At 42.2% G+C, this 14,271-nt stretch carries 12 protein-coding genes; 5 read left to right on the forward strand and 7 right to left on the reverse strand.

What is annotated here, in order from left to right:
* Positions 1-192: 192 nt before the first annotated feature.
* Positions 193-2,721: a glutaminase family protein gene (locus K9M52_RS15865; RefSeq protein WP_224069412.1), complete on the reverse strand. Its 2,529-nt coding sequence runs from the start codon at positions 2,719-2,721 to the stop codon at positions 193-195.
* Positions 2,722-3,060: 339 nt separating this feature from the next.
* On the opposite strand from K9M52_RS15865, the gene K9M52_RS15870 reads away from it, so the two are divergent.
* Together K9M52_RS15870 and K9M52_RS15875 are read left to right on the forward strand one after the other, a co-directional pair.
* Positions 3,061-3,930: a phosphodiester glycosidase family protein gene (locus K9M52_RS15870; protein WP_224069413.1), complete on the forward strand. Its 870-nt coding sequence runs from the start codon at positions 3,061-3,063 to the stop codon at positions 3,928-3,930.
* A gap of 97 nt (positions 3,931-4,027) precedes the next feature.
* Positions 4,028-4,621, forward strand: a complete 594-nt coding sequence (locus K9M52_RS15875) for a hypothetical protein (protein WP_224069414.1) — start codon at positions 4,028-4,030, stop codon at positions 4,619-4,621.
* A 105-nt stretch (positions 4,622-4,726) separates the two neighbouring features.
* On the opposite strand, the gene K9M52_RS15880 is transcribed toward K9M52_RS15875, so the two are convergent.
* Positions 4,727-5,152 carry an META domain-containing protein gene (locus tag K9M52_RS15880; protein WP_224069415.1) on the reverse strand — a complete coding sequence of 142 codons (426 nt, stop codon included), beginning with the start codon at positions 5,150-5,152 and terminating at the stop codon, positions 4,727-4,729.
* 65 nt (positions 5,153-5,217) lie between these two features.
* Positions 5,218-8,742, reverse strand: coding sequence for a chromosome segregation protein SMC (gene smc / locus K9M52_RS15885; RefSeq protein ID WP_224069416.1), 3,525 nt, complete (start codon positions 8,740-8,742; stop codon positions 5,218-5,220).
* 285 nt (positions 8,743-9,027) lie between these two features.
* On the opposite strand from smc, the gene K9M52_RS15890 reads away from it, so the two are divergent.
* A complete protein-coding gene (locus K9M52_RS15890; RefSeq protein ID WP_224069417.1) occupies positions 9,028-9,672 on the forward strand; it encodes a J domain-containing protein in 645 nt (214 codons plus the stop codon).
* An 8-nt stretch (positions 9,673-9,680) separates the two neighbouring features.
* Here K9M52_RS15890 and pyrR read toward each other — a convergent pair whose 3' ends face one another.
* Complete coding sequence (gene pyrR / locus K9M52_RS15895; RefSeq protein WP_224069418.1) at positions 9,681-10,226, reverse strand: bifunctional pyr operon transcriptional regulator/uracil phosphoribosyltransferase PyrR; 546 nt, start codon at positions 10,224-10,226, stop codon at positions 9,681-9,683.
* A gap of 114 nt (positions 10,227-10,340) precedes the next feature.
* Here pyrR and K9M52_RS15900 point away from each other — a divergent pair, with 114 nt between their 5' ends.
* Entirely contained in the window at positions 10,341-11,072 is a 732-nt protein-coding gene (locus tag K9M52_RS15900; RefSeq protein ID WP_224069419.1) for an FKBP-type peptidyl-prolyl cis-trans isomerase, read from the forward strand.
* 79 nt (positions 11,073-11,151) lie between these two features.
* On the opposite strand, the gene K9M52_RS15905 is transcribed toward K9M52_RS15900, so the two are convergent.
* From K9M52_RS15905 to K9M52_RS15915, 3 genes are read right to left on the reverse strand one after another with little or no spacing between them, the layout of a single operon-like run.
* Positions 11,152-11,787, reverse strand: a complete 636-nt coding sequence (locus K9M52_RS15905) for a hypothetical protein (protein WP_224069420.1) — start codon at positions 11,785-11,787, stop codon at positions 11,152-11,154.
* 25 nt (positions 11,788-11,812) lie between these two features.
* Complete coding sequence (gene hisS / locus K9M52_RS15910; RefSeq protein WP_224069421.1) at positions 11,813-13,189, reverse strand: histidine--tRNA ligase; 1,377 nt, start codon at positions 13,187-13,189, stop codon at positions 11,813-11,815.
* A gap of 23 nt (positions 13,190-13,212) precedes the next feature.
* Positions 13,213-13,680 carry a low molecular weight protein-tyrosine-phosphatase gene (locus K9M52_RS15915; RefSeq protein ID WP_224069422.1) on the reverse strand — a complete coding sequence of 156 codons (468 nt, stop codon included), beginning with the start codon at positions 13,678-13,680 and terminating at the stop codon, positions 13,213-13,215.
* 242 nt (positions 13,681-13,922) lie between these two features.
* Between K9M52_RS15915 and K9M52_RS15920 the strand changes: the two genes are divergently transcribed.
* Positions 13,923-14,255 carry a PadR family transcriptional regulator gene (locus K9M52_RS15920; RefSeq protein ID WP_224069423.1) on the forward strand — a complete coding sequence of 111 codons (333 nt, stop codon included), beginning with the start codon at positions 13,923-13,925 and terminating at the stop codon, positions 14,253-14,255.
* The last annotated feature ends 16 nt before the right edge of the window (positions 14,256-14,271 follow it).

Consider the following 14,271-nt stretch of genomic DNA (forward strand, 5'->3'; position numbering starts at 1 on the left):
TGCGGAATCTGTTTTGGATGAATTGCTGATAAAAACCAGTCAGCAACCAAAAATAATTAAAAAATGCAAAGCATTGAAACGTTTAGAGTCTGTTCACATTTGGATATGTCGGTGGAACGTTATAAAGCAAGCCCGGTATTCAGGAATCAAATAGTCTGTATACCGGGCTTGCCTTTAAACTGCATAGCCTGGTTATTTTCTGTAATGCAACCAATAATTAAAAGCCTGCATGTAATAGCCACCAACTACGCTTCTGGCCTGAAAGTTCTGTTGTCTGCCGTCCTTCGTGTCATGCCAGTCACTTAGTGGTACACGGCTGGGTGTCTCACTGATATAACGGACAAGAGGCTGCATAAACGCGGCAAAACTATGCCGGTCAGGCGCCATAGTGGCACTCCACATAATCCAGTCGGATTTTGTATAACTTTTCCGACTATCTAACGGGACACCATATCGGTTCTGTTGTTTCAGATAATAGCTGATTTCTTTTTGATAGACTTCTTGGGGAAAGATATTGAAATCCAGTACTTTATCCCAAACAAGATTGTATTTCTGACTCCAGGTGCCTTTTTTCTCAAAGCTCAATGTGAAATGGTCTCCATCCGCAGCCAGTTCCATCCACTTGGGAACCATACTCTTGGCTAAGTCTGTGAATTTTTTAGCCAGTTTTTTTTCTCCGAGTAGCTCTGCCAGATAACCAAAACTGCGCAGCGCCATAATGGCTTTGGCAGAAAGATTGACATTTCTGGCCAAGTGGCCAGCAAAGTCATCCGTACAGAGCTGATTGGCTGGATCAAATCCAGCCTTTGCCAGATAATTAGCCCAGATAGAAAGCGTTTTCCAATGAGCTTTGGCAAAATCAGCATTACCATCCACTTTTGCGATGGCAGCGGCAAGAATGACCATATTGCCTGCTTCTTCTACCGGCATATCTTCGCCATAGGTCTGGCCATTTGCAATCGGGTAAGTACCCAAATCGTGGGCGGAATAAGGCTTAGTCCACTTCCCACTCTCACTGTAATAAAAGATACCGCGCATCATTCCTTTTAATAACTCTGTATTGTACATCAAATACAAAGGGGCTGAGGGGTATGTTAGATCCACCGTATTAATGGAACCGTTGGAAAAATTTTCCTTGGAAAGAAAAAGCAGTTCTTTTTGCGGGCTCTCCACAATGTTGTGAGCGGCTATACTTTGTCTGTAGGCTAAAATACATAACCTGGCATAATCGGCGCCACCGGCCATTAAAAGTTCCTGTCGGATTTTTTGGTCCTCTTTTCTGACCAAGCCCATAACCTTGCTGTAATCTCTGGCCGCCTTCTGCATCAGATCGGAGAAATTCCCCTTGCCATTCCTGTTCCACCACGGTCTTAAATTGGTATGAAAATACTGGATGGAATATTGTTCATCATAGCCCAGTAGCATGTGTCCTGAGGCCAGATGCCTAGCATCTGTTGCGCCCATATCAATGATTGTATTCAGGCTAAGTTGTTTGCCTTTTATTTTATTGGTTGTTTGTACACCGGATGTGCCAAGGAAGGTCGAAATTCCTTCAATGACGCTTTTGCTAATAGTTTGTCTCGCGTGATTACTGTTCGCTCCGACATAAAAATACCCCCAATCTATTCGAACATCATCTCCTTTTTTACCTAAAACACGTTGGGCGGCCGTACCGGTTTTTAATAAGGAAAGTTGCCCGTTTTTGAGTGACTCCGAGACCACCTCCTGATTTGGGGTGTTTATTGCTATATCTGAACTGGCGCCTAAGTAAACGGCCACCTGGTGCGCTTTTCCATCCTTACTAGCGGCCTGATAAGTAATATAAGAGACAGGCCGGCTAAGGATGTCTAAATGCTGCAATAATAACGGTGAGGTAAAAGTGACTGCCAGATTAACTTTTCCACAATCGAACCGATAAATGGTCTGCATAGCTTCGATCTGAACGGACCTCTGTCTGGCCACTTGGATGGTTTCTTTGTAATCCGGCTGTAATTCACGGGAAAGGCCGATGTCAAAATACCGTCCGCCGGCTGTATTTCTTACATGTGCTGCCAGTACATTTCTCCCTTGTCGCAAGTATTTCTGCAATTTATTATTAAAATCGGTGTACTGAAACTCTTCCATCCAGCCTTCTTTCTGATATACTTTATGGCCGTTCAGGTAAAGGACAATATTATCATCATGACGTAATTTGATCTTAAGCCCCTCGATGTTGCCACCGTTAAACTCAAAGCTTCTTCTGATCCATATGTCATCTGATTGCCAAAGAGTACGGGCCGTTTTGCTGTCGTCTGAAAGAGGCAACAGCCCACTTTGCCAACCCTGCGTATCTGCATTAACGGATTGCCAGTTCTCCGCAGGTTGCCGGGTTGTATATAATATCTGCATATTTGCTTTTTCATTGCCGGCCGGGGCAATTGTGGTAAAAGATTTAACCGCTTTGCCCATAAATCTGTAAAACTGATCATCTACCTTTAGTATTCCTACCAGTGAATGAGGCTTCCCTGTCCAGTGCACCGTTGAGGCTTCTGTCAATACATCTTTATTACTCCAGATACTAAAGTAAGGATTATGGGTGATAAGCGGATAGCTGGGGGCCACTTGGGGAGCGGGCTGCGCATTTGCCGGAGGGCCTGCAGCGACCAGCAGCAGTGCTGAGCCGGCCATGACTGCCTGCCGGATACATTTTTGAAGTGATTTTACAGATTTGTGTACATTCATGAACTTGATGATTTGCATTTCCTTATAAATTGTGTTATTGTTTCAGCAGGATCTAGTTATCTTTTGAATATTGGATTTTAACGGATTCTGCATAATTTGCATTTGCCGGAGTCTCTTGCAACTCTTGATTATGCTACAAATTTGAACGAATTAACTTTTATCGAAGTTGTTACTCGTCTCATAATTTTGCATATTTGTTTCAACTATTGAAAACTTGTGAAATTTCGGATGTTTTTCTCTGTTGTTTTCATAAAGTGCGCCAAGGATCTGAATATTTAACGTCCCGACCGGTGGAATTATCTTATTTTCACTCTGTTATTATTAAAAATGCGTTTCGTGATGAAAAGGAATCTGATATCTACCATGTTGAGCTTTGGCTTATTCTTTATTATGATGGGGTGGGCAGATGCTCAAAAGTATATCGGACTGCCCGCCACTAAAGTTTTAGAGGATAGCAGCTGGCTACCAGGCCCACATACTGAAGCCAGAGAAATAACCTATCTGGATCGGGACAGCAAGCCCGTTGTTGTGCAGGTACTGAAGGCGCGACTGAAGAAAAAACATCTTATGCTGGAAGCAGCCACACCTGATGATAAGGATGACTTCGGACGGCAGATCGTCACCGATGAGATGCAGGCAGAGAATAGGAAAGATCGTCTGGTAATTGCAGGTGTCAATGCCGACTTCTTTAATATGAAAAATGGTATTCCCCTTGGGCCGGTTATCAAGGAGGGCAGGATGATTAAAGGTGTTGACAAGACGATGGTGGATTTTGTCGGGGTTTTAAAGTCGGGTAAAGTGATTATAGGAGATTCTGTTTTATTTAAAAAGAAAGAAAAGGAGCTGAATGAAGCGTTGGGAGCCCGAGCCGTCTTGTTGAAGAACAGAAAACTCCTGCCCCAAAATAGAAGTAGTTTAAGTACCGTTCATCATCCAAGAACAGCATTTGGTGTAAAGGGCAAAAGAACGGTTTGGCTGGTAACAGTTGACGGCCGACAGCCTGCTTTTAGTAACGGGATTTCCTTAACCGATCTGGGTAGACTGATGCGCTTTTTAGGTGCTGAAAATGCGGTCAACCTGGATGGTGGCGGCTCTACGACAATGGCTGTCTGGGATGAGCAGCATCAGCAGTATCGGGTTCGTAACCGGCCCTCAGGTAAAACACTCAGGCCAGTGGCCAATAGCTGGATACTGGTCCGCAAAAAGTAATTTTACGTTTCATTCCCACGATAGAATAGTATTAATGACAAATAAGATGCGAGAAATTTTTGACAGAAGACGGAAAAGGTCAATAAAATATTTGTGGATGCCGGCATTCATATACAGTCTGTTGATACAGGGCTGTATTAGCTCCCAGAGAATGATAGACGCTGTTCATGGCCATTATTATCAATATAAGTTTTCTATGCGGGAATCTGATTCACGCAAAAAAGCCACATGGGATAAAAGCGGGGTAAAGATTACTTTTACACCCGTTTATAATCGCATTAATTTTTCCCTGGAAAATAAATCTGGCAGCCCGGTCGAAATTCTCTGGAACAAAAGCAGTATGGTCCAGGAAAACGACAGCTCAGCTATTATACATGGAGGTGTAACGTTAAATTCAGATCCGAGAAAACAATCTCCTTCTAGGATTGCGGAAAATCAAAGCCTACAGGATTTTATCCTGCCTTTGCTTTTAATTGAAATTAACGACAAGCATCTATCGATCAGGGATCTTTATCCGGAGAAAGATGACGAGTTGTCGGAGAAGAATGATTGGATCATGCACCTCATTGGCCAGAATTTATTCAGGCTGCATTTGTCGTTGAAGATTAATGGGCAAGAGCAACCTCTAACATTTAATTTTTATCCCGTCGAAATTATGAGAGGCGCTCATTCATTTAAGACTAACCAGTAATAAGAATCTTCCTTTCAGTATAAAATATCAATAGGGCGCTTTGACTTAGATTGTCAATGAAGCACCCTATCGATCTATTTGAATGAAACTGCAATCAGGCTAATTTTATTTTCTGAAAGTTAGCAGTAACTGAGTATCCTGATATAAGTATAAATGGTCTGCTGTGATTTTATATTTGTTAACCAGATCCAGATTCCGAATAAACCCAACTTCTATTTTACCGCAGTCTTCGCCCACGCAAGCCATCATGGTAGAAGCTAATGGTCCTAATTTGATATGATGTTTTTTGGTGGTTTTAAAAGGGCCGAAAAAGTTGTTACAACCTGAATAGCCATTTACGCCTTTATCAGAAAAAGTGATATTCAATGGCTTTTTTACATTACAGCCCATTTGGTCTTTTCCGTCCTTGGTAACTAAAATCCAATTATGTAATAAGGCTTGTTTTTCCAAATCTGCATTTTTGGTTGTACCACACCCTGCTGCCAAAAATACGAGGCAAATGCCCATTAGTACTATTGCTGTCTTTTTCATATCCGGTGTTTTTTATGTTCAACAAAATCAGCCATCAAAGCGCTCTCACCGAGATTGTAATTAAATTAATTCAGGTTTCTAAAGTCTACCGGTACCAATTTACTCACCCCTGGTTCTTGCATTGTCACGCCATAGATTACATCCACAGCGCTCATGGTCTGTTTGTTATGTGTAACAATGATAAACTGTGAATTTTCAGAGAACTTCTGGATCATCTGTGTAAATTTACCCACGTTGGCATCGTCCAGCGGGGCATCCACCTCATCCAGAATACAAAAAGGAGCCGGCTTGATCAGATAGATAGCGAAAAGCAATGCTGTAGCTGTCAGCGTTTTCTCTCCCCCACTCAACTGTGTGATAGATGACGGGCGTTTCCCCTTAGGTTTTGCCATAATGTCAATGCCGGTATCTGCCAGATTCTCTGGATCCAATAATACCATATCGGCGGTATCTTCTTCCGTGAATAGCGCCTTAAATACTTTCTGGAAGTTCTCTCTTACCTGATTAAAGGTAGACAAAAATTGCTGATTAGCGGCTGATTCCACTTCCTGGATCGTTTGAATCAGACTTTCTTTGGCAGTCACCAAGTCGTTTTTCTGCTCCAGAATGAACTCATAGCGCTTTTTCATCTCTGTAAAAGCTTCAATAGCAGTAGGGTTAACTTCTCCCATGTTGTCCAGTCGCTTTTTGAGCCTTTCGGTGCTGGCCTGTAACTCCTCCAAAGGGATTTCCGTCTGACGCGGTTCATCCAATATGACGTCCAGGTCCACCTTAAATTCAACATTGAGACGTTCTTTCATGCCAGCCAAATGCAATTTCAACTCATTGAGTTTATCCTTTAACTGGCTGAGCTGCATGTCCAGCTGTTCTCTTAATTTCGTCTTTTGCCGAATCTCATTTTCTTGTTTTTCAAGGGCGGTACGAATACCGTAAAAATTTCTATCGGCGACTTCCAGCGCTTCTTTATCAATTTCTTTTTTCTCTGTGAGATCTTCCACCAGTTGAATAGCATCCTGTAAAAGCTCATCCGCTTCTTCAATTTCCTGACTGGAGTGCTGTAATTGCTCCGCATTGGATTTTACCTGCTCTCTGAGTTCAAGCAGCTGATTCTCTTTAAAGACCAATTCCTGTTTAAGGGCATCAATCTTACTTTGCTGGCGGGTCAACTGTAAGTTAACGTCATTGTGGCTGGCGGAAGCAAAATTAAAATCCTGTTCTGCCTGATAATAGTCCTTTTGAATTAATTGTATCTCCTCAGAGAGTTGCTTCAGGTTTTTGTTTAGTTCATCCAAACCTTCGCGTGTGGAATAGATTGCTTCTTTTTCCTCTTCCAGCTTGGCTTCAATTTCTTCCAGCCGCGTCGTCGCATTTTGCTGTGATGCCTGAAGATTTTCAATTTTGTTCTGTGTTGCAAAAATCTGATTGGATAACTGATTGATCTCGTTTTCTGCAACTTTGATTTCCCTTTCTTTTAACTGCTCATTGAAACGCAATACGTCTTGTTGCTTTTTCTGAATTTCAGTTTTGAGGGCGCTGACCACCGCGTCCTGAAATACGATCTCGTCACTAAGTTTTTCCAGGTTCTTTGCCCGGCCGATTTTTTTTCCTTCAAATAAGCCAATACTCCCGCCTGACAAAGTGAATTTGCCTTTGACAAATTTACCGTTTTTATCGAGCAGCACCGCGGAGGTGATATCTGCGTTTTTGAATGCGGAACTATCTTCTGAGATATAGACATGCTGTAATAGGTAAGCAGCGAGCTTTTCATACGGCTCATCTACCTCTATTACATCCATTGCATGAACGGTATTGGGAAGTGCTTCCGGCGAAGACTCATAGCTGCGGATTTTATCTAACAGGAAAAAATTAGCTTTTCCTTTTTTATGCTCATCCAGTAATGAAATGGCCTGCAGACCTTGCTCCATATCTTTTACTACGTAGTAGTTCAGATAAGGTTCAAGGACGTTCTCCAGGGCCGCGCGATAGTCTTCCTCTACATAGATGATATCGGACAAGATCGGCGCTTGATGATCCCAATCTTTATTATTATGCAAGAATTTTACACTCTCCGGATAACCTTCCATGGAATCAATCAAACTTTTGAGCAAATCATGCTCATTGCGTTTGGCATCCAGCGTTCTGGTCTCTTCCGCCAGCTCTGTACGCATTTCTTCCAGTTCTGACTGGGTAGAGAAGATCGCCGCTTTGGCCGATTCATGCTGTTCTTGCATGATTTCCAGTTGATCCTTTTGTGACTCAAGCAGGCTTTGCCTTTCTTCAAGTTCTACAGTCAGCAAACTAAGTTGATCTTTACGATGGATAATTTCTTCTGAAATCTGCGCCTGCGAACGGGTTAGATTCTGGATAGAAGTATCTGCAATTGCTACTTTCTTTTCTGCGTCAAACTGATTGCGTTGGACAGCAAGGTGCCCCGTACGTAATGATTCTGCTTTTTCACGTTTCTGTTCAAAGATGATCCTTTTATCCTCTATATTATCTTTGGCATCCAATGCTTTTTCCTGGAGAGCTGCTTGAGTACCTTCCGCTTCCTCCAGCTGCTCTTTGGTAAATTCGATGGACTCTTCCAGCGTAGCCACTTTCACCTCTGATTGCGCCAGGAAATCATTCAGGCCCTGTTGTTTTTCTTTGAGATATTGTAATTTTTGGCCTGCCAGATTACGGTCATTTTCTTTGGTTCTGAGTGACTGCTGCAATTCGTTGAAAGCCTGTTGCTTGAGCTGAAGGTCCCTTTCCTGATCGTGGTGGCTGGCTTTTTCTGTTTCGTAAGCCTGTTCCAGGGCCTCTACCTCTGACTCCAGCAGGTTTCTCTGTTCAGATCCTGATGATTGTTGATCGTTGAGTTCCTTGTATTGTAAATTGAAGCCTTCCAGCGCAGCTTTCGCTAATTCAATGGAAAGTTCCCGGTAATCCTTTTTGATCTCAAAGAACTTCTCTGCTTTTCTGGCCTGACTCTCCAGACTCTTGAGTTGATTATTGATCTCAAACAGGAGGTCTTCAATTCTGTTTAAGTCTTGTTCGGTTGCATCCAGCTTCTGTTTAGCCTCTTTTTTACGGGTTTTGTAGATGGTAATGCCGGCAGCCTGTTCCAGCATTCGCCTACGGCTGTTCTCTTTATCCTTGATGATATCATCCACCATACCTAGTTCGATAATGGCATAACTGTCGGTACTGATGCCGGTATCCATAAACAAATTCTGAATATCTTTTAACCGACAGGTGACATCATTGAGACGGTATTCACTATCTCCGTTTTTATAAAATCTTCTCGTAACTGTGACCGTAGTGAATTCTACCGGTAAAAGTCCTCTGGTGTTTTCAAATGTCAGGCTTACTTCGGCCAGGCCACTGGCACTTCTGCTTTTGCTGCCATTGAAAACCAATGCTTCCAGATTTTCACTCCGCAGCGCAGAAATCTTTTGTTCTCCGATTACCCATCGTATGCTATCAATAATATTGCTTTTACCGCAGCCATTGGGACCAATGATGCCGGTAATACCCTGGTTAAAATTGACGACAGTTTTGTCGGCAAAACTCTTAAATCCTTTTACTTCTAGTTGTTTTAAACGCACTGTGACTGCTTTTTATAGACTGCGAACTTACGTTAAAACCTTTAATAAAATGACTAAAAAACCACGTGGTGGGTAAAAGGTGGAAAAACAATTAAAATCAGTGCATAACGCTCAAAAAATAGTTAAATTTAGCGCTAAAAGCTGTTGGATGTAACTTGGTATAATTATATTATTATATACATATCTATTTTATATTTATTTATATATAAATTTGAATATAGTTATATGCAAATGCCAGGGGATCGTTAGCGTAACCATAAAAATTGAAACGATTATTTTTGCAGCGTGCAAGGGAAAAATTACTATCAGATTCTGGGGGTGTCCCCTTCGGCAAGTGGTGCTGAAATCAAGGCGGCCTACCGCCGCCTGGCGCTTATCTATCATCCGGATAAAAACAGTGAAGATCTTGCCAGTGGGTATGTATTTGCTGAGATAAATGAAGCCTATCAGGTACTTTCAGATAAAACTTCCCGTGCGGATTATCACCGCAACTTTGAGACTGCCGGCCGCAAATTTAAGTCTGGGGGGACGGTCTTTTTTAGTGCCGAATTACTGCTCATCAAGCTGGAGCATATGAAAAAAGCGCTATCAGAAACGGACCCTTATCGAATGAACACCGATGCTGTTTTTGAGGAACTGCAACAACTATTTTCGGCCTATCACCTGGTGATCCTCGAAAAGGAGAATAATACAATGCTGAGCCGCCAGATTACCGGGAATTGTTTGGATCTGCTAATTTACCTTCCTAAAAATGAACAGCTTATGATCCTTGAGGATCTCAAGAGGCTGCCTGGCTTACCGGAGGATATAATCATACAATACCTCCAACAACAAAAGCAAAGATGGTTCTGGAACAGATATAAAACAGTATTGGTCATTTTACTGACCCTGGCGCTATGCCTGTTACTATTTGAGGTCATTCACCTGTAATACTGGCACTATGACTGAGCTGCCTCCTCCCCGCTCAGCAGTTCAACAGCATTTTTGCCATCTTTTTCCTCCCAGTAGACTTTCACCTTCTGGTCGTTATAGGTGTCGATGGAGCGGCCGATATAATTGGGCTGTATTGGAAGTTGCCGGCTAAAGCGTCTGTCAATCAACACACATAGTTCTACGCTGGAAGGGCGGCCAAAATCCAGTAAAGCATCCAGTGCGGCTCTTATTGTACGGCCTGTCCAAAGTACATCGTCAATTAATATAACGGATTTATTTTCGATGCTGAAATTGATATCTGTTTCATTGGCTATGTGAATCGAACTGCGGATATCGTCCCGGTAAAAAGTGATGTCGAGTTTACCATATCGGATCTTACTTTTATCGACAATTGTTTTTAACACCTCAACAATGCGGTTACTGACAAAAATTCCACGAGGCTGCAAGCCGATCAGAACAGTACTGTCAAGATCCAGATGGTTTTCCACAATCTGATGTGCGAGCCTTTGAATCGTAAGGTTGACCTGCCCAGGCGTTAAAAGTGATTTCATTGAATATATTTTTCCCAAAAATGGTCTTATACTGATAAGATACGAAATTAACAGGAATTACAAAAATAGTTTAACCGAATCAATTACATTCGCGTTTTATAAATTTTAATTTTTATGCGCAAAAATCTGATTCTTTCCTGCAGTTGTTTGGCATTTTCCTTGGTGTCGGTAGAAATGGCTCAGGCCCAGACCGCAAAGAACGCCGTTAAAACAGTTACGTCTGCCGATATTAAAGCGGTTCCGGCACTCTCGACTTTTAACGATACGATTAGTTATGCCTTAGGGCTGAGCCTGGCTAAATTTTACCAGCAGCAGGGAGCCTCTGCGATTAATTCTAAACTGTTAGGTCAGGCGGTGGATGCGGTTTTTAATAAAGACAGTATCCTTTTCTCTGATCAACAGATCGCTTCAATACTCATGAAAGCTGATCAGCGTTTTACGGAACAAAGAGCAGCCGGTGCAAAAAAGGCAGGCGAAGCGTTTTTAGCGAAAAACAAAACCAGGCCGGGAGTGACGACATTGCCTGATGGATTACAATATGAGGTTATGAAGGTAGGCACCGGTGGCATGCCTACGGATACCAGTAATGTAAAAGTGAATTATAAAGGAATGCTTATAAGCGGAGCTGAATTTGATAATTCCTATAAAAGGGGTGAGCCGGTTGATCTGGATGTAAACCAGGTAATCAAAGGATGGACAGAAGTATTGAAGCTGATGCATGAAGGGGCTAAATGGAAAATATATGTGCCTTCCGATCTGGCTTATGGTGACAGGGGAGCCGGTGAAGCGATTCCGCCGGGTGCGACGCTGATCTTTGAGATTGAACTCTTAAAGATCAATCATTGATTGGTAGACAACAAAAAAAAGGCTGACCTGAATATTTCGGATCAGCCTTTTTTTGCGTCACAAATTTTGATCAGCCAACTCATTTATAATAATTCTCGTCTAGGTAGAAATAGCCATCTGCTTTTTTCCAGTACCAGAACTTATCGTTGTATTTATAATAATACCCCTTGCGGCCTTTTTTGGCCAGATTATCAGGTACAAATAGCACTCTTGGCGGGATTTGTTTGAAACGGTAGGCCAGGTTTTTCGCCTGATCGGGTGTAAAGGCCCGAATGGTCTGATTTAGAGAATCCAGATTATGAGATACCGTCGGAGGCAGATTCAGGGTATCGATCATCAGGTTGCCCCTGCTGTCAATAACGACGACAGGTTCTGCTAAATAATGTGTTGCTGCCGCTGCACTGTCTGCGGAGGTATTTGCATCAGTGTTGGCAATTGCATTCAAAGAATCAATATTACGGCCATAAGAATCAGTGATTACTTTGCCTTGATTGTTGTTTCTATTTTGATCTTTTGGCATTCCCACTTTGCCTACCTGAGCTGAATCAATGACAGTGGCCCTTTTGACATATTGTTCATGGCCCGGTCTTTCTCTGTCCGGTGTCACTTTAGGGTGCAGTTTTTTCCCTTCTGCTGATTTGGATGGGATATTTCTGCGGCCACATGCGGCCAGCAATAAACAAAACGCGACTGAGGAGTAAATCAATTTTCTCATAATGTATTTTTTAATGGACTTCTACCTATTTAGGACTATGAAGGGTCTGAACAATTTTATCAATGTCGGTGCTATCCAAACGCTCCTGCCAGCCTGTAGACAGGTGTTTAATCGTTATTTTTCTATCGGTGATCTCTTCTGAGCCGACAATGGCTACATAAGGAATTCCCTTTTTTTCTGCAAATTTGAACTGTTTATCAAACTTTACCGGTTCATGGTATAATTCAGTACGAATGCCGGCTTTTCTAAATTGTTGAATCAGTGGATATGCTCCTGCCAACTCATAGGAACCCAGATTAAAGAATAAGACTTCGGTTCCCTGGCTAAGTTTACCCTCAAAAAGTCCTAACTCCTCCATAACATCATAAATCCGGTCAATACCAAAGCTAATGCCTACGCCCGGAATGCCGGAAACGCCAAATAATCCTGTCAGGTCATCATATCTTCCGCCCCCGCCAATACTGCCCATTTTGACCGTACTGGCTTTTATCTCAAAAATAGTTCCAGTATAATAGTTGAGCCCACGGGCTAGCGTAAAATCCAGTTGCACCGCATTGATACTGTCTTTCGTAAAATCCAGCAAATACCTGAGCTCCTGAACACCTTTAGCAGCCTGATCGCTGCCGGATAATAATTTTTCAATACTGGACAGTTTTTCCTCATTGCTACCCCCGATCCGCAGATATTGTTCTATAATCTGAATCTGCTTCTCTCCCAGGCCACGGGCCCTCAATTCTTCCTTGACTTTATCCAGCCCGATTTTGTCCAATTTATCGATAGCTACTGTTATATCTGTTAACTGATCTGTGCTGCCGCAGGCTTCCGCAAGACCTGCCAGGATCTTTCGGTTATTAATCTGAATGCTGACCGGAATCTGTAATGCTTTAAAGGCCTGGTCATAGATATGGATCAATTCTACTTCGTTAATGAGCGAGGCGCTGCCTACGACATCACAATCACATTGATAAAATTCCCTGTAACGCCCCCTTTGTGGTCTGTCCGCCCGCCAGACCGGCTGAATCTGATATCGTTTGAAAGGAAAGGACAGGCTGCCATGATTCATAGCCACATAACGGGCGAATGGAATGGTAAGGTCGTAGCGCAAGGCTCTTTCTGTCAGCTGCCTACTCCATTTTCCAGCCAGGATTTCTTCCATAGCCTGGCGGGTTTTATCCTCCTTACTGGGATTGTCCAGGCCGTTATTTAAGATTTTGAAGATCAGCTTATCCCCTTCTTCTCCGTATTTCCCCATCAACGTGTCGATGTTTTCCATGGCCGGTGTCTCCAAGGGCTGAAAACCATATAGTTCAAAAATCTGTTTGATCTTGCGAAGAATATACTGCCTTTTATGCACCACTTCATGAGAGAAATCACGGGTCCCTTGTGGCAAAGATGGTTTCATGTATGTAAATAAATTAATTCGGTTTAGTTATTTTGTTGAAGCTGCTTGATTAATACCTCACATGCATCCAGTAAAAGGCTGTAAACATGTTCAAAAGCCTTATCAGTATTTTCAAACCAGGGATCTGGTACAGATTTATTTTTTCCTGGTAGAGATGCGTTCAAAATTAAGTCAACTTTAGACGGGTTCCAAAGTTTGCCGGCAATTCCTTTGACATCCTGATAATTTTGGCTATCCATTACATAGATATGGTCAAATTGCTCCATGTCACCGGCCGTAAAGGGTCTGGACCGTTGTGTGGAAATATCAATCCCATGGTTTTTAGCGATTTTTACAGACCGGTGATGAGGGGGTTCTCCTTCATGCCAGTTACTGGTCCCGGCACTATCCACCTTCCAGTCCAGTCCATATTTTTCCACCAAGTATTCCAGGACACCTTCCGCTAGTGGGCTTCTACAAATATTGCCCAAACAGACCATTAAAATTTTCATAGCCCGCAAAGATAATATATTGTCCAGAAGTGAACTTTGGTCACCAGTTTTAAACAGATTTTAGGCGCTGTAATGTTAAATAAATGTGTAAGTCTGTCGCTCTGGTTTTTCTTATTTTTCTTAAAATGTTTATTATAAAGAAAATATAGTTAATTAAAAAATAAATGTTTTTATATAAGGTACTATGTAATGCATAGTATTAGATTCCTGCTTATCTTTGTATTGTTATTAAAATTTTCAATATGGATATTCAGAATACACAGAGTCAGATGCGCAAGGGCATATTGGAATTTTGCATTTTATCTATCATCAAACAAGCGGAGGCGTATCCCAGTGATATCGCCGCCAGTATGAAGGAAGCCGACCTGCAAATTCTGGAGGGAACATTGTACCCTCTTTTGACAAGACTTAAAAATGCCAATTTGCTGACCTATCGTTGGGTCGAAAGCGTCTCGGGACCACCGCGCAAGTATTTTTCGCTGACCCCCGAAGGACTGGAATTTTTAAAGGAACTGGAAAAAACCTGGAAAGAACTCTCATTTGCAGTTAACCAGATAACGCATAACAATTTTTAAATTATTAAAAATCAGG

The organism is Arachidicoccus terrestris (assembly GCF_020042345.1).
Lineage (GTDB): Bacteria > Bacteroidota > Bacteroidia > Chitinophagales > Chitinophagaceae > Arachidicoccus > Arachidicoccus terrestris.